This window comes from Rhizobium sp. B230/85, assembly GCF_019355735.1.
Classification (GTDB): Bacteria; Pseudomonadota; Alphaproteobacteria; order Rhizobiales; family Rhizobiaceae; genus Rhizobium; species Rhizobium rhododendri.
This window is the reverse complement of sequence record NZ_CP072156.1, coordinates 2,873,841-2,891,226: the sequence shown is the minus strand read 5'-3', so window position 1 is coordinate 2,891,226 and position 17,386 is coordinate 2,873,841. Positions and strand designations below refer to the sequence as shown.

Here is a 17,386-nt window from a genome sequence, read left to right as displayed (position 1 = left end):
CCGGTCGCCAAAAAAAAAACCCCGCCATCGCGGCGGGATTTTCCTTGTATATGGTTTGCGATCAGGCGGCGCTGTCTAGCGTCGGGTAGTCCGTATAGCCTTCAGCGCCGTTGACGGCTCCGTAGAGCTTGGCGGGATCCATCGGCGTCAGCTCGGCATTCAGCTTCAACCGTGCAACGAGGTCGGGGTTGGAGATGAAGGGACGGCCGAAGGCAACGATATCGGCCTTGCCGCTGTCGACAGCTTCGATCGCCATTTCGCGGTCGTAGCCGTTGTTGACCATCCAGGCAGCCTTGCCGCCCGCAGCCTTGTAGGCGGCGTGCAGTGCCTGATAATCGAACGGTGTCTCGCCCTGCTGGAAGTCGCGCGGGCCGCCGGTCTGGCCTTCGATGACGTGGATATAAGCCAGGCCGTATTGCGCCAGTCCCTCGATCACGTAGGTAAAGAGCGGCTGCGGGTGCGGGTCGCTGCTGTCGCCGGCGGCGGTGACGGGCGAGAGACGGATGCCGGTGATACCGGCGCCGATTTCCTTGGTGATGGCCTCGACGACTTCGAAGAGGAAGCGGGCGCGGTTCTCGATCGAGCCGCCATACTGGTCGGTGCGGTCGTTGACGCCCGAGCGCAGGAACTGGTCGATAAGGTAACCGTTGGCGGCATGGATCTCGACGCCATCGAAGCCGGCATCGATAGCGGCACGTGCAGCCTTGCGGTAGTCCTCGACGATGCCGGGGAGCTCGGAGGTTTCCAGTGCGCGTGGCTCGGACGTCGGGACAAAGGTACCCTTGCCGTCCTGGATGATGAAGGTCTTGGCGTCGGCCTGCTTGGCAGTCGAGGAGACCGGCTTGCCACCGTTCGGCTGCAGGCTGTCGTGGGAAATGCGTCCGACGTGCCATAGCTGCACGACCATCTTGCCGCCTGCCTTATGGACGGCGTCGTTGACCTTGCGCCAGCCATCTAGGGCGTCCTTGGTGTAGAGGCCCGGTACGTCGGCGTAGCCCTGACCCTGCTGAGTGATGGCGGTGGCTTCTGTGATGATCAGGCCGGCGCTGGCGCGCTGCACGTAATAGGTGACGTTCAGGTCATTGGGTACGGCGCCCGGGGAATGGTTGCGGGTAAGCGGTGCCATGACGACGCGGTTGGCGATGGAGATATCGCCGAGCTTGGTCGGTTCGAACAGTTTTGTCATGGTATTTCCTCGTTGTTGGTGGTTGGGAGGTAGTGACTTATTCGGCAGCCGCAATGGCGTTGCGACGTGCACGTGGGGTTGCGAAGATGAGGGCGACGATGCCGAGGCCGACCAGCGCCAGCGCTGCAGCGGCGAGGGGTACGCGGGTCAGCCCAAAGCCGTTTGCGATCACCACGCCACCGGCCCACGCGCCGAGTGCATTGCCGACGTTGAAGGCGCCGATGTTGATGGTCGAGACAAGGTTCGGTGCGTCCTTGCCGTAGCGGAGCACACCGATCTGCAGGGCAGGGACGGCGGCGAAGGTGACGAAAGCCCAGACAAACAGGGTAATCTCGGCTGGAACAAGCGCTTCGCTGGTGACGCTGAAGATCGCCGATGTCAGCGCTATGGCGGCAAAGATAAGCGCAAGGCTGGTACCGAGGCTCCAGTCTGCAAGCCTGCCGCCGACGAGATTACCGACCGTCAGGCCAAGGCCTATCAGGAACAGGGTCCATGTCACGCCCTGGGGCGAGACGCCGGTGACATCGCGCAGGATCGGGGCGATATAGGTGAACAGCGCAAACATTGCCGCCGAGAAGAACACCGTCATCAGCAACGATAGCCAGAGGCCGGCGCCGCGCAACGCAGAGATTTCTCCCAAAATATTGCTCTTTGGGGCGGTTTCCGTTTTCGGCAAAACGAGCATCAGGCCGATGATCGATGCGACGCCGAGAATGGCGACGGCCCAGAAGGGTGCACGCCAGCCATAGGCCTGGCCGAGGGCGGTGCCGAGCGGTACGCCGAGCACGTTGGCAAGCGTCAGGCCGGTAAACATCAGTGCAACGGCACTCGCCTTGCGATCGCTGGCGACGAGGTTTGCCGCGGCAACCGAACCTATGCCGAAGAAGGCGCCATGGCAGAGCGCCGTCACGACGCGGGCAATCATCATGATCCAGTAGTCGGGAGCAAGCGCACACATCACGTTGCCGAGGATGAATACGCCCATCAGCATGATAAGTGCGGAGCGGCGGCGCAGGTGCGCTGTGGCGACGGCCATGATCGGTGCGCCGATTGCAACCGCCAGCGCGTAGCCGGTCACCAGCCAGCCGGCCTGTGGAATGGTCACCGCGAGGTCGCTGGCGACGTCGGGCAGGAGGCCAAGCACCACGAACTCCGTCGTGCCGATCGCAAAAGCGCTCAGCCCGAGGATGAATAGGGCTAAAGGCATTCTAGAGTTCCTTTTGAAGCGACGCGAGGAACTCGGCGATGATGGCCTCGTTACGTCGGTAGAAGACCCATTGGCCAAGCCGCTTGGTAGTCACCAGATCGGCGCGGTGCAGAGTGCCGAGATGGGCCGAGACTGTCGATTGGGAGAGGCCGCAGCGCTCAAACTGGCCTGCGCAGACCCCGAGTTCAAGCGGGTGATCCTGCGTCGCGAAATGCTTTTCCGGCTCTTTCAGCCAGCTGAGAATTTCCAGCCGGGTGGGGTGAGCCAGCGCTTTCAGAATTTCATCTCTGTCCATGATCCAGACCTGCATCGTGTTGAGACGATATGTATATCGGCTGGACACGATGCAATAGGACGGCGCGATCACATGGGCGTGATCGAGAAAGGCTAAAAAATAGGCAAAAAAAGAGGGCCACCGGTAAACCGGGGCCCTATAGGTATGAAGGTTAAAAACCTCCAGAGGGGAACAGCTTCTGCGGTGGAACTGGGAGGTAAAAGCCACCATGTGCATCAGCTGTGGGCAATATGTCTTCAATTTGTGCAGGTGGCAATGTTTTTTTGTGCACGGCAGCTATGCGTTTGTGCGTCGCAGCGACAAATCCGGAAAATTGGCAAAAAAAGAGGGCCGCCGGTCGAAACCAGGGCCCTGTAGGTATGAAGGTCAAAAACCTCCAGAGGGGAACAGCTTCTGCGGTGGAACTGGGAGGAAAAGCCACCGTATGCATCAGCTATAATCGATATGGTCGTAAAATGGGCAGGCATCAATGACTGTTTGTGCATATCGGCCATGTGGCAGGCACATGGCTCGTTAGCGCGGCTAATGATTTTGCCCTTTGCTAGAAGTTCCAGTTCCGAGCCTTGGCGACGATGAAGTCCCTGAAGACCTTGAGCTTCGCTGCGTTCTTCATTTCGTCCGGATAGGCAAAGTAAGTGTCGAAGGATGGCACGTCGGCGTTCAGCGACAACTGGATCAGGCCAGGGTCGCGGCCGACGATGTAATCCGGCAGCACGGCAATGCCGATGCCGAGCAGGCAGGCACGCTTGATCGAGGTCTGGCTGTTGATCTGCAGGTGCGACAATCGTTTGTTATCGGACGAGCGCCCGGCGACTTCCAGCCAGTTGATATCGAGCAGGTATTGCGGAGCGGGTTCGCCGAACGAGATGATCCTGTGATCGTCGAGATCGTCGACGGACTGCGGCTCGCCGTGGCGGTTGATGTAGGAGGGGGCGGCGTAGACGTGCATATGGACGGTGAACAGCTTGCGCTGGATCAGGTCCGATTGCTGCGGCTGTCGAAGACGGATGGCGCAGTCGGCGTGGCGCATGTTGACGTCCAGCTCCTCGTTGTCGAGGATCAGCTGGATCTGCATGTCAGGATAAAGCTGCAGGAACTCCTGAATCTTGTCCGTCAGCCAGCCTTGGCCAAGGCCGACGGTCGTGGTGACGCGCAGCTTGCCGCTTGGCTTGTCGGTGGTCTCCGTCAGCTGCATCTTGACGGTTTCGAGCTTCAACAGCACGTCATGGGCGGTTCGATAGAGCAGTTCGCCCTGCTCGGTGAGGATGAGGCCACGGGCATGGCGGTGGAACAGCTTGATGCCGACGTCCTGCTCGAGGGCGCTGACCTGGCGGCTGATGGCGGATTGGGACAGATGCAGCTTGTCTGCCGCATGGGTGAACGATCCGGCTTCGGCAGCCGCGTGAAAAATTCGCAGCTTGTCCCAATCCAATGGCATTCCGCTCCCCCTCATTGGCTGCTTCACTCCGCAGCCATCGCGACCGGCATAAGCCCGGTCAAGTAGCGCTCTGCCTCCAGCGCCGCCATGCATCCCATGCCGGCAGCGGTGATCGCCTGGCGGAACGTATCGTCGGTCACGTCGCCGGCGGCATAGATGCCTTCCACGTCGGTGGCAGTCGAATCAGGGGCCGTCCAGAGATAGCCGTTGTCCTTGAGCTTCAATTTGCCCTTGAAGAGTTCGGTCGCGGGCGCATGGCCGATGGCGACGAAGACGCCATCAATCGCCATGTCGGTGACAGTGCCAGCCTTGATGTCGCGCAGCCTGACGCCCGACACCGATGGCGGCATTGGCGGTTTGGCTGGCGTGCCGGTGATTTCGGCGATTTCCGAATTCCAGAGAACCTTGACGTTGGGCTTCTCGAACAGCCGCTCCTGAAGGATTTTCTCGGCGCGGAAGAAATCGCGACGATGAACCACTGTCACCGAGCGGGTGATGTTCGAAAGATAAAGCGCCTCCTCGACGGCCGAATTGCCGCCGCCAACGACGATGACGTCCTTGTTGCGATAGAAGAAGCCGTCGCAGGTAGCGCAGGCGGAAACGCCGAACCCCTGGAAATGCTGCTCGCTTTCGATGCCGAGCCATTTGGCCTTTGCACCGGTGGCGATGATCAGCGTATCGGCGGTCCATACGGTGCCGGAATCGGTGCTGAGGACGAAGGGGCGGCGCGATGTGTCGACCTCGGTGACGAGATCGTTGACGATCTCCGTGCCGACGTGCTTGGCCTGCTGCAGCATCTGCTCCATCAGCCAGGGGCCCTGGATCGGATCGGCAAAGCCCGGATAGTTTTCGACATCGGTGGTGATCATCAGCTGGCCACCCTGTTCCATGCCGGCGATCAGCACCGGCTTCAGCATGGCGCGGGCAGCGTAGACTGCAGCCGTATAGCCGGCGGGGCCGGAACCGATGATGAGCACCTTCGTGTGGCGGGCAGACATGAGGGAAGTCCTTTCAATGGCAGCGATGGGATGGTGGCCCTGCCTGCTAGCGGCATTGCCGTCGATCTTTCCCATGCGCTGCCTCATTTATGATTGTCGCATGCATTTATTCAAGGGCAGCCTTGCATTACCAACAGGGCAAATGGCCAACGGGCAAGATTCAGGCGTGCGCGGGAAACATTGTTGCGAATTTCTGCTCTTTATATAGAAGGTGCGACGGAGGAATTAAAGAAAGGCATGACCGTGCTGCGGGCAGAACTTGACGCCATCGACATAAAAATTCTTCGCGAACTGCAGCAGGACGGCCGCATGACCAATGTCGAGCTCGCCGACCGAGTCGGAATATCGGCGCCGCCCTGTCTCCGGCGGGTGCGCAAGCTCGAGGAAGCAGGCATCATCGAGGGTTACCATGCGATGCTCAACAGCCCGCGGCTCGGCTTCGATCTTGTCGCCTTCTGCATGGTCGGGCTGAAGCACCAGTCGGAAACCAATCTTAAGGCATTTGCCGCCACCACGCTGCAATGGCCGCTGGTGCGCCAGGCGTGGATGGTATCCGGAGACAGCGATTTCCTGCTGCATTGCGTCGCCCAGAACCTCACCGCTTTCCAGGATTTCGTCATCGAGGTTTTGACGGCCAACGAGCATGTGGACACCGTCCGCACCATGCTCACCATCCGCCAGGTCAAGAAGCTGGGATTGGTGGAACTCTAGGCATGTCCGATCGCCCCTGGCACCGTTCACTGATCAAGACGGGCACGCGCCTGCTGCTCGGCAGCGCGCGCGCGCATTTCCAGGATGCGTTTCCGGGCCTGTCCGTCGCACGGGCAACCGTGGATGCGCCGGGTGAGGTTCGCTATCGTGGCGCTGCTGTCGCGGCGCTGTCGAGCGCCTCTATCCTCCGAAGCCGCTCCAGCGACACGGTGGCGATCGTCGGCTCCGGCCCCTCGATAGCCGGTAACGATCTCTCCCGTCTGCCGCCGCAAACTGCCATTCTGCTGAACGGGGCCATCAGCCTGTCCGGCCAGCCGGTCGCAGACGCGCTGGCCGTTGCCGTCGAGGACGAGCGGTTCATCTGGCGACACTTCGATCTCCTGAAACAGCGGGTGAAGGACGATACGCCCTGCCTGTTTTCCGTCGAGGTGTTGCGGGCTATTTGCGAGATAGACTTGGGGTTCCTGCGCGACCGGATCATCGTGCTGATCGATGATATCCGTAAACCCTACGGTGCAAGGCGGCGGCGGTACGATACGATCCAGGCCTTCGATTTCATTCGCAGGGATGCGGCGGTCAATGCCGGCCTTTCGTTCGACCCGGATCGCGGGGTTTTTCGTGGTGGCTCGGTTGCCGTGTCTGCCCTGCAGTTTGCTCTCTATTGTGAACCGAAGACAGTCGGGCTGTTCGGCATCGACATATCCAACGCCCATCAGCCGCGCTTCTACGAGACCACTGGCGAAACCGCTTCATCCGGCATTGCGGACGCGGAAGCCCGCATCGTTGCACATTTCGTGCTTGCCAGGGCGGTTGCGGCTGAGCGGGGCATCGAGATCGTCAATTATTCGCCGGTGTCGGCACTGGCCGGTGCCGGCTTCGGCTATGACGACCGTTTTTCGCCCAGCAGGCCTGCATAGACGGCGGCGATAGCGGTGGCTTCCTTTTCCAGCGCAAAATTGCTGCGAACATGGACGACAGCGTTCTGGCCCTGGCGGCGGGCCTCGTCGGGATCGGCCAGATAGGTTTCGATGGCTGCCGTGAGGGCAGGGCCGTCGCCCGCCGGAGCGACCATGCCGGTCTCGCCCGGCACGATCATCTCGGCATAGGCACCGGCATCGGAGGCGACGACCGCCGTCTGCGAGGCCATGGCTTCCAGCGGCGTAAGGCCGAAACCCTCATTGCGCGAAGGCGCCACGTAGAGCGTTGCGCGGCGATACCAGGGGCGGATGTCGTTGACTTCTCCCATGAAGCGGATGCGATCCGACAGGCCGGCGTCAGCGACGGCCTTGGTCAAACCGTCGGCAAACACCTTATGCTCCGGTGTCACACGGCCACAGACGATCGCTACCCAATCGGGATGGTTGGGCAGCAGCTCAATCATTGCCTGAACGAAAAGATCTGTGCCTTTCTGGTGGCGCACGCGGCCGAAGCAGCCGATCAGGTATCGGCCGGGGAGGTCCGTCGCGGCCATGCGGTCGGCCGGCCCTTCCGGCGGATGGAACAGTTTTAGGTCGACACCATGCTGGATGACAGTGTGGGGCACCTGCAGGAAGCTGCCGGAACGGGTGCTGGTGGCGATGACGGCGTGCATGCGGCGAATCAGAAAACGCGTGTAAGCCGAATGGCGCCGTTGCGCTGCCGATGTGAACAGCAGCTTGATCGGCATGCGCAACACAGCCCGCAACAAGAGGCCAAACAGCATTTCATTGTTGCGGCGGGCATGCCAGACGCGAACCTTGTATCGGCGTGGCCGCACCCAGAGGCTCGGCAACTGGCTCCAGCCAAGTTTCGGCAGGTGCGGCGGCAAGCCTGGGCCGAGCGTTACGATGCGGGTGCCGAGCGCGACCTGCTTGGGAATGAGCTGCACGATGGTCGAGGTGACCCCCGACAATCGCCGCTTGAAATTCGGCGCGACGATCTCGGTCTCGCGCAGGTCTGCTGCCACCGGGCTCAGCCCCAGGTGATGGAGAGAATTTCGTAGGCTTTGGAACCGCCGGGGGCATTGACCTCGATGGAATCGCCGACTTCCTTGCCGATCAGCGCACGTGCGATGGGCGAAGATATGGAGATGCGGCCGGCCTTCACGTCGGCTTCCTGGTCGCCGACGATCTGGTAGGTCTTCTGTTCCTCGGTGTCCTCATCCACCAGTTTGACGCGGGCGCCAAACTTGACTGTGGTGCCGGACATTTTCGACAGGTCGATGACTTCGGCACGAGCCACAAGATCCTCGACTTCGCCGATGCGACCTTCGTTGTGGCTCTGGGCTTCCTTGGCGGCATGATACTCCGCATTTTCCGACAGATCGCCGTGGGCGCGAGCCTCGGAAATTGCCTCGATGATCCGCGGCCGTTCCTGCTGCTGGCGCCAGCGCAGTTCTTCCTGCAAATTGGCGAAGCCGCTCTGCGTCATCGGTACCTTGTCAACCATGTCTCTGTCCTTCAGTCCTATGTCGTAGCTGCCGACACAAAAGAAAACAGGTCCCGAAGGAAAACTTCGGAACCGTGCAATAGCCGCTATATGGGGCACTTATAACAGAATACGACCGCCGATTTCCAGAGAATTCGCACCGCAACGGTGCAAGTGCATGTGGTTCTTTTCGTTAGCCTGCTTACTTTATCGACAATCCGAAGCGGTCCGTCTTGACGATTAGTGATAGAACATATAGTGAACATGATATGAAAAAGTCGCTGAACGATCGTCTAGCCATTCTTTCCGATGCCGCCAAGTATGATGCGTCCTGTGCCTCCAGCGGTACCTCGACGCGCAGTTCGGCGAAGTCCGGCGGATTGGGGTCAACGGAAGGCTCCGGCATCTGCCATTCCTATGCGCCGGACGGAAGATGCATTTCGCTTCTGAAAATCCTGATGACCAACTTTTGCATCTATGACTGCGCCTATTGCGTCAACCGATCTTCAAGCAACGTCGAGAGAGCCCGGTTTACGGTCGAGGAGGTCGTCTGGCTGACGATGGAATTCTACCGGCGCAATTACATCGAGGGCCTGTTCCTGTCCTCCGGCATCATCCGCTCCTCCGACCACACGATGGAAGAGATGGTCCGGATCGCACGTGAACTGCGGACCACGCATAATTTTCGGGGCTACATCCATCTCAAATCCATTCCGGAGGCGTCGCCGAAGCTGATCGAGGAGGCGGGGCTTTATGCCGACCGCCTGTCTCTTAACATCGAGCTTCCGACCGATGTCGGCATCACCCGTCTGGCGCCGGAAAAGAAGCCTGCCGGCATCCGCCAGGCGATGGGTGCGCTGCGGCTGAAGATCGAGGAAGCCAGCGATCCGACGCTACAGAGCAAGAAGCGCAAGCGCTTCGCGCCGGCCGGCCAGAGCACTCAGATGATCGTCGGCGCCGACGATGCGAACGATGCAACCATTCTCGGGACCAGCGCACGGCTTTACGGTAGCTACGGGATGAGGCGGGTCTACTATTCGGCATTCAGCCCGATCCCCGATTCGTCGAAGAACCTGCCGCTGATCAAGCCGCCGCTGATGCGCGAGCATCGCCTTTACCAGGCGGACTGGCTGTATCGATTTTACGGCTTTGGGATCGCCGAGATTACCGGCCAACAGGCGGGTGGCATGCTGGATCTCGATCTCGATCCGAAACTGGCCTGGGCGCTTGGCAACCGAAACGCATTCCCGGTCGACATTAACTCCGCTGAGCGCGAGACGCTGCTGCGGGTGCCGGGGCTCGGCACGAAGACGGTCAAGGCCATTCTGTCGGCCCGTGGTTTTTGCCGGCTTCGGATCGAGGACCTCGCGCGCCTCGGAGTGTCCGTGAAGAAGGTGCAGGCTTTCATCGTTGCCGAGGGCTGGAGCCCGCGAAAGCTGGCCGACCGGCAGGATCTTCGTGCCATGTTTGCGCCCAAGCCCGTACAGTTGACGCTGCTCTGATGGGTTCGGCAGCGATGCGTCGTGTAACGCTGAAGGGTAGGGGTGACTTGGCCGAATGGCGCGACGTGGCGCGGCGGCTGCTTGCGGAAGGTGTGTTGCCCGAGGCCATCGACTGGCACGAGGCCACGTTGGGCGGAGACCTGTTTGGCACTGCTGGCGAGCGCCTGTTGCTGGAGCCGACGGAGCTTCCATCAGGTTGCGAGGCGGGCGTCAGGCCTGCAGGCTCATCACCCGTTTCCGTGCCTCCAGCCTTCATCAGCTTGGCGGAGGCCGTGATCTGTCATTCTGATCCCGGTCGTTTTGCGCTGCTTTACCGCATCCTGTTTCGTCTTTGCAGCGACCGCCATCTGCTCGGCATGGTCTCGGATGTCGATGTTCACCGGGCGCTGATGCTGCAGAAGTCTGTCCGTCGGGACTGTCACAAGATGACCGCCTTTGTGCGATTCAAGGAGGTGGATACCGCGCTGGCATTGCCGCGGCGGCGCTTCGTTGCCTGGTTCGAGCCGGACCATCATATCGTCGCCCGCAGCGCGCCGTTCTTTCAGCGCCGGTTTAACGACATGGACTGGCTGATCGCCACGCCGCGCGGCTCGGCCGCCTGGGACGGCACCCAATTGACGATCTCCGATCTGCCGGTTGAAAAACCATCGCTGACAGACGAGGCGGACACGCTGTGGCGCACCTATTTCAGCAATATCTTCAATCCTGCACGATTGAAGGTGAAGGCCATGCAGGCCGAGATGCCGAAAAAATATTGGAAAAACCTGCCGGAGGCCGATCTCATTCCCGGTCTCATCGCCGGCGCCGAGGCCAGCGTGCTGGCGATGGCAAGGCGCGCGGCAACCGAGCCGCTGCCGTTTCACCAGAGGCTGCAGGCGGCGGCAGCTGCCGAGCAAATGCCCGTATCGGCGGCGCCAGCGGGCAGCATGGAAGGGCTGCGGGAGGCGGCCCGCCAATGCACCCGCTGCGAGTTGCACTGCCACGCCACGCAAACGGTGTTCGGTGAGGGGCCTGTCGACGCATCGGTGATGGTGGTTGGCGAGCAGCCGGGCGATCACGAGGATCTTGCAGGCCGCCCGTTCGTTGGCCCGGCCGGCAAGGTCTTCAACCAGGCGATCGACGATGCCGGCATAGACCGGACGACGCTCTACGTGACCAATGCCGTCAAGCATTTCAAATACGAACTGCGGGGCAAGCGGCGCATCCACCAGAAGCCGACGATGGGCGAGGTCCGCCACTGCCGCTGGTGGCTCGACGGAGAGCGTGCGCTGATCCGCCCGAAACTGACCGTGGCACTCGGCGCTACGGCGCTGTTCGCGCTAACCGACAGCCGGGAGAAGCTCGAGGATATGAGGGGCCGTCCGGTTCCGCTGGCAGATGGCAGCAAACTGTTTGTTACCGTCCATCCGTCCTATCTGCTGCGCATTCCCGACGCGGGGCGCAAGGCTGAGGAACTGGCGCGGTTTCAAGCGGAGATTCGTTCTATAAGGGCCCTCATGACGTGATGGAGGCTGGTCCGCGTTCCACGCCATAGCGGGATGGAAAATTCAGCGGTGCATATGGACCATCCATAGGTCGCCCCTCTTTTCGCTCGATGACTGATTGATGGATGATCGCGCCGTCCGGAATGAGACGATGATCGCAAAACGGTATGTAAATGCCTTTTGTATTTCCGCGTCTTTTCCAGGAAGTCTCCGGCACGCGGCGAGGGACGCATTCGAGGACCTTCCACATGGCTGTCATCGAGTCGTGCATTTTCGCCAAGGGATCCAGTTTGACGTAAACCTCCTTCGGATCGTCTCCGAGGACTATTTTGTCAATCGTTGGCTGGCTGTAATCCAGCCCAGTAGGCATAGTTTCGCGGATCATCCATTCGAGCGGTATTTTGATAATTGCGCTCTCTTTTTCCGGGTATCCGCCACCGACGTCGCCATGCACGCCCGTGAACCAGACTTCCTTGGAATTCTGCATCTCGGGGTTCGCAGGCCGGAATGGACCACCCCAATATTCCTGGCCGGCGGCCCAGGGCATCGGATTGAACATCGTTCGACGCTCGTCAATCGCCAATGCCTGTCGCACCCATTCGACACTGGGGTTGGTATTGGTAAAAGGCAGGGTTTTAAGCTGCGGCATCCATTTTCCCGACTCGATGATCGAGGCTACGGTGTCGAAGAGGCCCAGTAATTTGATCTTGGGCCTGTAGGTCTTCAATGTCCGTTCGTAGAGACGCATGCTGGTGAACGCAGATGGGGCATCGTCCGTCGCGCGTTCGGCGGGCGTACAGACTGTCTGCTCGATGTCGGGGATGCCCTTATAGGTCCGGTATGCGTAGTCGATGAGATTGACATGGTACTTGCTGACAATTCCCAAGGCGTGAATGAAGCCAGCAAGAACGCGTGCAGAATAGGCACCGCGACTGAAACCGAAAATATAGATGCGGTCGTCTTCACCAACCCGTTTGCCATCCGGCCCTCGGGGTGCGCGTTGATAATTATCAACGATGAAACGGTAGGCGTCCTTGACGTTCTGGTCGAACCCCCACCCCGTGGCCAGACCCCATATCTCGACGGCCCTGCGGTATGCCTTGGACCAGGCATTTGCCGCTCCAAACGTTCCCACGCCGGGGTCGTAATATACGATCTGCCGGTCGGTGCGTCGCAAGATGCCGAAGAGCCGCAGTATATTGGTGCGGTCGGCCGATATCTCGTTGGATGTGCCGTCGAATAATATGACTATGTTTTTGGCCATGTCGCACGCCTCCGAAGCTATAGCAAAGCTAATAGCATCGGAGGCGTTTTTGCGCAGGGCGATTTATGCTGACTGCACCGCAGTCATGCTTCGGGTGTCTTCAACGAAAATAGCTCTGCAGCGGCCGGACTTCCAGATTGCCGGCTTTCAGGGCCTGGATCGCCATGGCGGCGGCTTCGGCGCCGGCCATGGTGGTGTAATAGGGCACCTTCTGCATCAGCGTTGCGCGGCGTATCGACTTGGAGTCCGAGATCGCCTTGTTGCTGTCCGTCGTGTTGATGACGAGCTGGACCTGGCGGTTGCGGATGGCATCCTCGATGTGCGGGCGGCCTTCCAGCACCTTGTTGATCTTGGTCGTGGCGATGCCGTGTTCGGCGAGGAAGCGGGCCGTGCCGCCGGTTGCCATCACCTTGAAGCCCTGTTCGACGAGCATGCGGATGGCCGGCAGGACGCGCGGCTTGTCGTCGTCGCGCACGGCTACGAAAACCGTGCCGCCGCGCGGCAGTTCGACGCCGGCGCCGAGCTGAGCCTTGGCGAAGGCGAGAGCGAAGTCGGTATCGAGGCCGATGACTTCACCGGTCGAGCGCATTTCAGGGCCGAGCAGTGTGTCGACGCCGGGGAAGCGGGCGAACGGGAAAACGGCTTCCTTGACGGCAATGTGCTTGAGGTTGCGCGGATCGGGCTTTTCACCGTAGGCAGCAAAAGCTGCGTCGAGGCTTTCGCCAGCCATGATACGGGCAGCGATCTTGGCGATCGGCGCGCCGATGGCCTTGGCAACGAAAGGCACGGTGCGCGAGGCGCGCGGATTGACTTCGAGCACGTAGACGACGTCGTCCTTGATGGCGTACTGGACGTTCATCAGGCCGACGACATTCAGCGCCTTGGCCATCGCCTTGGTCTGGCGTTCCAGTTCGTCGATCATCTCCGATGAAAGCGTGCGTGGCGGCAACGAGCAGGCGCTGTCGCCGGAGTGGATGCCGGCTTCCTCGATATGTTCCATGATGCCGGCGATGAAGGCATTCTCGCCATCGGCCAGGCAATCGACGTCGATCTCGATGGCATTCGACAGGTAGCTGTCGAACAGCAGCGGGTTCTTGCTGAGCAGCGTGTTGATCTGGCCGGTCTTGTCGTTCGGATAGCGCTGCTTGATGTCCTCGGGCACCAGGCCCGGCACGGTGTCGAGCAGGTAGGTCTGCAGCATCGATTCCGAATGGATGATCTGCATGGCGCGGCCGCCGAGCACGTAGGACGGGCGGACAACGAGCGGGAAGCCGATTTCCGAGGCGACGACGCGGGCCTGCTCGACCGAATAGGCGATGCCGTTGTTCGGCTGGTTGAGGTCGAGCTTCATCAACAGCTTCTGGAAGCGGTCGCGGTCTTCGGCGAGATCGATCATGTCAGGCGCTGTGCCGAGGATCGGGATGCCGTTCTTTTCCAGCGCTTCGGCAAGCTTCAGCGGCGTCTGGCCGCCGAACTGGACGATGACGCCGACGACTTCGCCGCTTTCCTGCTCGGCGCGCAGGATCTCGATCACGTCCTCGGCCGTCAGCGGCTCGAAATAGAGCCGGTTCGAGGTGTCGTAGTCGGTCGACACGGTTTCCGGGTTGCAGTTGATCATGATCGCTTCATAGCCGGCATCCTGCAGCGCGAAGGCGGCGTGGCAGCAGCAATAGTCGAACTCGATACCCTGGCCGATGCGGTTCGGACCGCCGCCGAGGATGACGACCTTCCTGGCTGACGTCACATTGGCTTCGGAGCGCGCTTCGCCGACGAAGGGCGTCTCGTAGCTCGAATACATGTAGGCAGTCGGCGAGGCGAATTCGGCAGCGCAGGTGTCGATCCGCTTGAAAACCGGACGCACGTTGAGGGCATTGCGCTTCTCGGCCACTTCCTTCGGACGCTTGTTGGTGAGGGTCGCCAGGCGCGCGTCGGAAAAGCCCATGGCCTTCAGCATGCGCAGATTGACTGCATCGTCCGGCAGGCCGTGTTCGCGAACACGGGCTTCCATGTCGACGATGGCCTTGAGTTGCGCGATGAACCATGGGTCGATCTTGCAGCCTTCGTGCACCTCTTCGGCGCTCATGCCCATGCGCAGCGCCTGGGCCACCATGCGCAGTCGGTCCGGCGTCGGCGTGCCGATGGCGGCGCGGATGGCGTTGCGGCTGCCTTCGCCTTCCTCGGTGCCGGGGATCTCGATCTCGTCGAGGCCGGTGAGGCCGGTTTCAAGGCCGCGAAGCGCCTTCTGCAGGGATTCGGCAAAGGTCCGGCCGATGGCCATGACTTCGCCGACCGACTTCATCGCGGTCGTCAGCACAGGCGAGGCGCCGGGGAATTTCTCGAAGGCAAAGCGCGGGATCTTGGTGACGACGTAGTCGATCGACGGTTCGAACGAAGCAGGCGTCGCGCCGCCGGTGATGTCGTTGTCGAGTTCGTCGAGCGTGTAGCCGACCGCGAGCTTGGCGGCGACGCGCGCAATCGGGAAGCCGGTCGCCTTGGAGGCCAGCGCCGATGAGCGCGAAACGCGCGGGTTCATCTCGATGACGACGAGGCGGCCATCGGCCGGGTTGACGGCGAACTGCACGTTTGAGCCGCCGGTCTCGACGCCGATCTCGCGCAGAACGGCGATCGAGGCGTTGCGCATCATCTGGTATTCTTTGTCGGTCAGCGTCAGGGCAGGCGCGACTGTGATGCTATCGCCGGTGTGGACGCCCATCGGGTCGATGTTCTCGATGGAGCAGATGATGATGCAGTTGTCCGCCTTGTCGCGGACGACTTCCATTTCATACTCCTTCCAGCCGAGCACCGATTCCTCGATCAGCACCTCCGTGGTCGGCGAGGCGTCGAGGCCGGAGCCGACGATCTCGAAGAATTCCGAGCGATTGTAGGCAATGCCGCCGCCGGTGCCGCCCATGGTGAAGGACGGACGGATGATGGCGGGCAGGCCGACGACGTCGATCGCCTGGGCTGCCAGAGCCATGGCGTGGCTCATGTAGCGCTGCTTGCGGTCCGTTTCGCCGAGGTTCCAGGTGTTTTCGAGGTCGTCAAGCGCTGTGTCGAGCTCGGCGCCACTCAACCGGGACCTGACCTCGTCGCGCGCTGCTTCGTGGCGGTTGCGATCAAGTTCCTTGATGTCGGTGGCGTTGGCCAGCAGCGACTTCGGCGTTTCGAGGCCGATGCGGGCCATGGCTTCGCGGAACAGCGCGCGGTCCTCGGCCATGTCGATGGCGGCCGGCTTGGCGCCGATCATCTCGACATTGTAGCGATCGAGCACGCCCATTCTCTTCAGGGAGAGCGCAGTATTGAGCGCGGTCTGGCCGCCCATGGTCGGCAGCAGCGCATCGGGACGCTCCTTGGCAATGATCTTGGCGACGACTTCAGGGGTGATCGGCTCGACATAGGTGGCGTCGGCCAGATCCGGGTCGGTCATGATCGTCGCCGGATTAGAGTTGACGAGGATGACGCGGTAGCCTTCCTCTTTCAGTGCCTTGCAGGCCTGGGTGCCTGAATAGTCGAATTCGCATGCCTGACCGATGACAATCGGCCCCGCGCCGATGATGAGGATCGATTTGATGTCTTCGCGCTTCGGCATGATCTCTATCCATTTTCTGCGTGCGCCAAAAACCAGCCAGGTGTGTCCACCGGCCGGGCGCGCGCTCTGCATCTCAAAAGGCTAGAAGCGGCTTATAGGCAAATGTTTTTGCAAACGGAACCCCATAAATCGTCCAATCGACAGGATTCCGATTGCTGCCTACCTTGCGGCGTGATCGGGCACCACCAGGACGCGGATTTCGCCGGGGCGGGCCGGCTGGCGGATGGCTTCGGCACCGTCTGTCATGCCGACGACGCGGGAGATGAGTGGGGCAACGTCGACGGCGCCCGAGGCAATGAGATCGGCGGCGCGGCGGTGGGTGAACGGGTTGATGAAGGAGCCGATGAATTTCAGTTCGCGGAACAGAAGGTCGAAGGGCTCGATCGGCACGGTCTGCCCCTGCGGCATGACGCCGAGGATGACAACGGTGCCGCCGCTCTTTGCCATGCGCGTCGATTGCTGCACCGTCTCGGCGACGCCGGCGCATTCGAACACCACATCGGCACCGCCGGGCAGCAGGCCATCCGGCCCCGATATGGCGGCGATGGGGTCGCTGAGGCTGGGATCGAGCGTCGCGGTGGCGCCGAGGCGCTCGGCAAGGGCGCGCTTGTCCTTGTGACGGGTAACTAGGACGACGCGGGTGGCGCCGGCCAACCGTGCCAGTTGCACGACCAGAAGGCCGATGACGCCGCCGCCGAGCACGACCACCGAGGCACCGGTTTCGATTTTCGCCATGTCAACGCCATGCAGGCAGCAGGCGAGAGGCTCGCAGAAGGCGCCGTGCAGCGGGTCGAGCCCGAGCGGCAGTTCGAAGGCCTGGGAGACGGGCAGGATCGCGTAGTCGGCAAAGCCGCCATCGCGGTGGATGCCGATCGCCTGCAGCCGTTCGCAGAGGTTGACGCGGCCGCTGCGGCACTGGCTGCAGAGGCCGCAGGAAATGTTCGGATCGCAGGTGACGCGCATACCGGGCGCAAAGCCTGTCGTATCTGGGCCGACAGCCTCGACGATGCCGGCAAATTCGTGGCCCAGCGTCACCGGCGGTGCGGACGGGAATTCGCCGTGGAGGATATGGCGATCCGTGCCGCAGATGCCGCAAGCCTCGACGCGGACGAGCAGTTCGCCTCGACCGGGCACCGGCTTTTCGATCTCGCTGACGGTCAATTGGCCGATGGCGTCGAGACGTATGGCTTGCATCGATGTCTCCTCCCAGAGAGATATATGGACTGGCGGGCAATGGTCGTCAAAAACCTTGCCGCGTCAAGGCTATCTGCTGCTATTATAACCAAATTCTCGTCCGCGTCGGCCT

General features: G+C 61.3%; 14 protein-coding genes. 4 read left to right on the top strand and 10 right to left on the bottom strand.

The genetic code is table 11. The annotated features are described in order from the left end of the window. Window positions 1-61: 61 nt before the first annotated feature. The 5 genes from J5289_RS13960 to trxB form a co-directional block, all read right to left on the bottom strand. A complete protein-coding gene (locus J5289_RS13960) occupies window positions 62-1,186 on the bottom strand; it encodes an alkene reductase (RefSeq protein WP_209184305.1) in 1,125 nt (374 codons plus the stop codon). Window positions 1,187-1,223: 37 nt separating this feature from the next. After that, window positions 1,224-2,393 (bottom strand): MFS transporter, encoded by a 1,170-nt coding sequence (locus J5289_RS13955; RefSeq protein ID WP_209206501.1) that lies wholly within the window; start codon window positions 2,391-2,393, stop codon window positions 1,224-1,226. Window position 2,394: 1 nt separating this feature from the next. Then, on the bottom strand, window positions 2,395-2,688 hold the full coding sequence (locus J5289_RS13950; protein WP_142823308.1) for a helix-turn-helix transcriptional regulator: 294 nt from the start codon (window positions 2,686-2,688) through the stop codon (window positions 2,395-2,397). Between the two features lie 541 nt (window positions 2,689-3,229). After that, a complete protein-coding gene (locus tag J5289_RS13945; RefSeq protein WP_111222730.1) occupies window positions 3,230-4,126 on the bottom strand; it encodes a LysR family transcriptional regulator VtlR in 897 nt (298 codons plus the stop codon). 23 nt (window positions 4,127-4,149) lie between these two features. Continuing rightward, on the bottom strand, window positions 4,150-5,124 hold the full coding sequence (gene trxB, locus J5289_RS13940; protein ID WP_111222731.1) for a thioredoxin-disulfide reductase: 975 nt from the start codon (window positions 5,122-5,124) through the stop codon (window positions 4,150-4,152). Window positions 5,125-5,367: 243 nt separating this feature from the next. Here trxB and J5289_RS13935 point away from each other — a divergent pair, with 243 nt between their 5' ends. Both J5289_RS13935 and J5289_RS13930 read left to right on the top strand, forming a co-directional pair. After that, entirely contained in the window at window positions 5,368-5,835 is a 468-nt protein-coding gene (locus tag J5289_RS13935; protein WP_111223008.1) for an Lrp/AsnC family transcriptional regulator, read from the top strand. Window positions 5,836-5,837: 2 nt separating this feature from the next. After that, complete coding sequence (locus tag J5289_RS13930; protein WP_209184303.1) at window positions 5,838-6,752, top strand: glycosyl transferase; 915 nt, start codon at window positions 5,838-5,840, stop codon at window positions 6,750-6,752. Here J5289_RS13930 and J5289_RS13925 read toward each other — a convergent pair. Both J5289_RS13925 and greA read right to left on the bottom strand, forming a co-directional pair. Further along, window positions 6,716-7,768 carry a glycosyltransferase family 4 protein gene (locus J5289_RS13925; protein WP_209184587.1) on the bottom strand — a complete coding sequence of 351 codons (1,053 nt, stop codon included), beginning with the start codon at window positions 7,766-7,768 and terminating at the stop codon, window positions 6,716-6,718. The genes J5289_RS13930 and J5289_RS13925 overlap by 37 nt on opposite strands. 17 nt (window positions 7,769-7,785) lie before the next feature. Beyond that, entirely contained in the window at window positions 7,786-8,262 is a 477-nt protein-coding gene (gene greA / locus J5289_RS13920) for a transcription elongation factor GreA (RefSeq protein ID WP_142823305.1), read from the bottom strand. 248 nt (window positions 8,263-8,510) lie between these two features. Here greA and J5289_RS13915 point away from each other — a divergent pair, with 248 nt between their 5' ends. Both J5289_RS13915 and J5289_RS13910 read left to right on the top strand, forming a co-directional pair. Beyond that, on the top strand, window positions 8,511-9,743 hold the full coding sequence (locus J5289_RS13915; protein WP_209184302.1) for a putative DNA modification/repair radical SAM protein: 1,233 nt from the start codon (window positions 8,511-8,513) through the stop codon (window positions 9,741-9,743). 14 nt (window positions 9,744-9,757) lie between these two features. After that, a complete protein-coding gene (locus tag J5289_RS13910) occupies window positions 9,758-11,248 on the top strand; it encodes a UdgX family uracil-DNA binding protein (protein WP_209184586.1) in 1,491 nt (496 codons plus the stop codon). Here the strand turns inward: J5289_RS13910 and J5289_RS13905 are convergent. The 3 genes from J5289_RS13905 to J5289_RS13895 all read right to left on the bottom strand — a co-directional run bounded on the left by J5289_RS13905 (window position 11,238) and on the right by J5289_RS13895 (window position 17,274). Continuing rightward, entirely contained in the window at window positions 11,238-12,491 is a 1,254-nt protein-coding gene (locus tag J5289_RS13905) for a DUF2235 domain-containing protein (RefSeq protein WP_209184301.1), read from the bottom strand. The genes J5289_RS13910 and J5289_RS13905 overlap by 11 nt on opposite strands. A 100-nt stretch (window positions 12,492-12,591) precedes the next feature. Then, window positions 12,592-16,080 carry a carbamoyl-phosphate synthase large subunit gene (gene carB / locus J5289_RS13900; protein ID WP_209184300.1) on the bottom strand — a complete coding sequence of 1,163 codons (3,489 nt, stop codon included), beginning with the start codon at window positions 16,078-16,080 and terminating at the stop codon, window positions 12,592-12,594. Between the two features lie 159 nt (window positions 16,081-16,239). Continuing rightward, window positions 16,240-17,274, bottom strand: coding sequence for a zinc-dependent alcohol dehydrogenase family protein (locus tag J5289_RS13895; protein WP_209184299.1), 1,035 nt, complete (start codon window positions 17,272-17,274; stop codon window positions 16,240-16,242). Window positions 17,275-17,386 lie beyond the last annotated feature (112 nt).

Coding starts and splice junctions, on each gene's coding strand:
- J5289_RS13950 (WP_142823308.1), bottom strand. CDS start 2,688: ATGGACAGAGATGAAATTCTGAAAGCGCTGGCTCACCCCACCCGGCTG.
- J5289_RS13955 (WP_209206501.1), bottom strand. CDS start 2,393: ATGCCTTTAGCCCTATTCATCCTCGGGCTGAGCGCTTTTGCGATCGGC.
- J5289_RS13945 (WP_111222730.1), bottom strand. CDS start 4,126: ATGCCATTGGATTGGGACAAGCTGCGAATTTTTCACGCGGCTGCCGAA.
- J5289_RS13905 (WP_209184301.1), bottom strand. CDS start 12,491: ATGGCCAAAAACATAGTCATATTATTCGACGGCACATCCAACGAGATA.
- J5289_RS13930 (WP_209184303.1), top strand. CDS start 5,838: ATGTCCGATCGCCCCTGGCACCGTTCACTGATCAAGACGGGCACGCGC.
- greA (WP_142823305.1), bottom strand. CDS start 8,262: ATGGTTGACAAGGTACCGATGACGCAGAGCGGCTTCGCCAATTTGCAG.
- carB (WP_209184300.1), bottom strand. CDS start 16,080: ATGCCGAAGCGCGAAGACATCAAATCGATCCTCATCATCGGCGCGGGG.
- J5289_RS13895 (WP_209184299.1), bottom strand. CDS start 17,274: ATGCAAGCCATACGTCTCGACGCCATCGGCCAATTGACCGTCAGCGAG.
- J5289_RS13910 (WP_209184586.1), top strand. CDS start 9,758: ATGCGTCGTGTAACGCTGAAGGGTAGGGGTGACTTGGCCGAATGGCGC.
- J5289_RS13915 (WP_209184302.1), top strand. CDS start 8,511: ATGAAAAAGTCGCTGAACGATCGTCTAGCCATTCTTTCCGATGCCGCC.
- trxB (WP_111222731.1), bottom strand. CDS start 5,124: ATGTCTGCCCGCCACACGAAGGTGCTCATCATCGGTTCCGGCCCCGCC.
- J5289_RS13960 (WP_209184305.1), bottom strand. CDS start 1,186: ATGACAAAACTGTTCGAACCGACCAAGCTCGGCGATATCTCCATCGCC.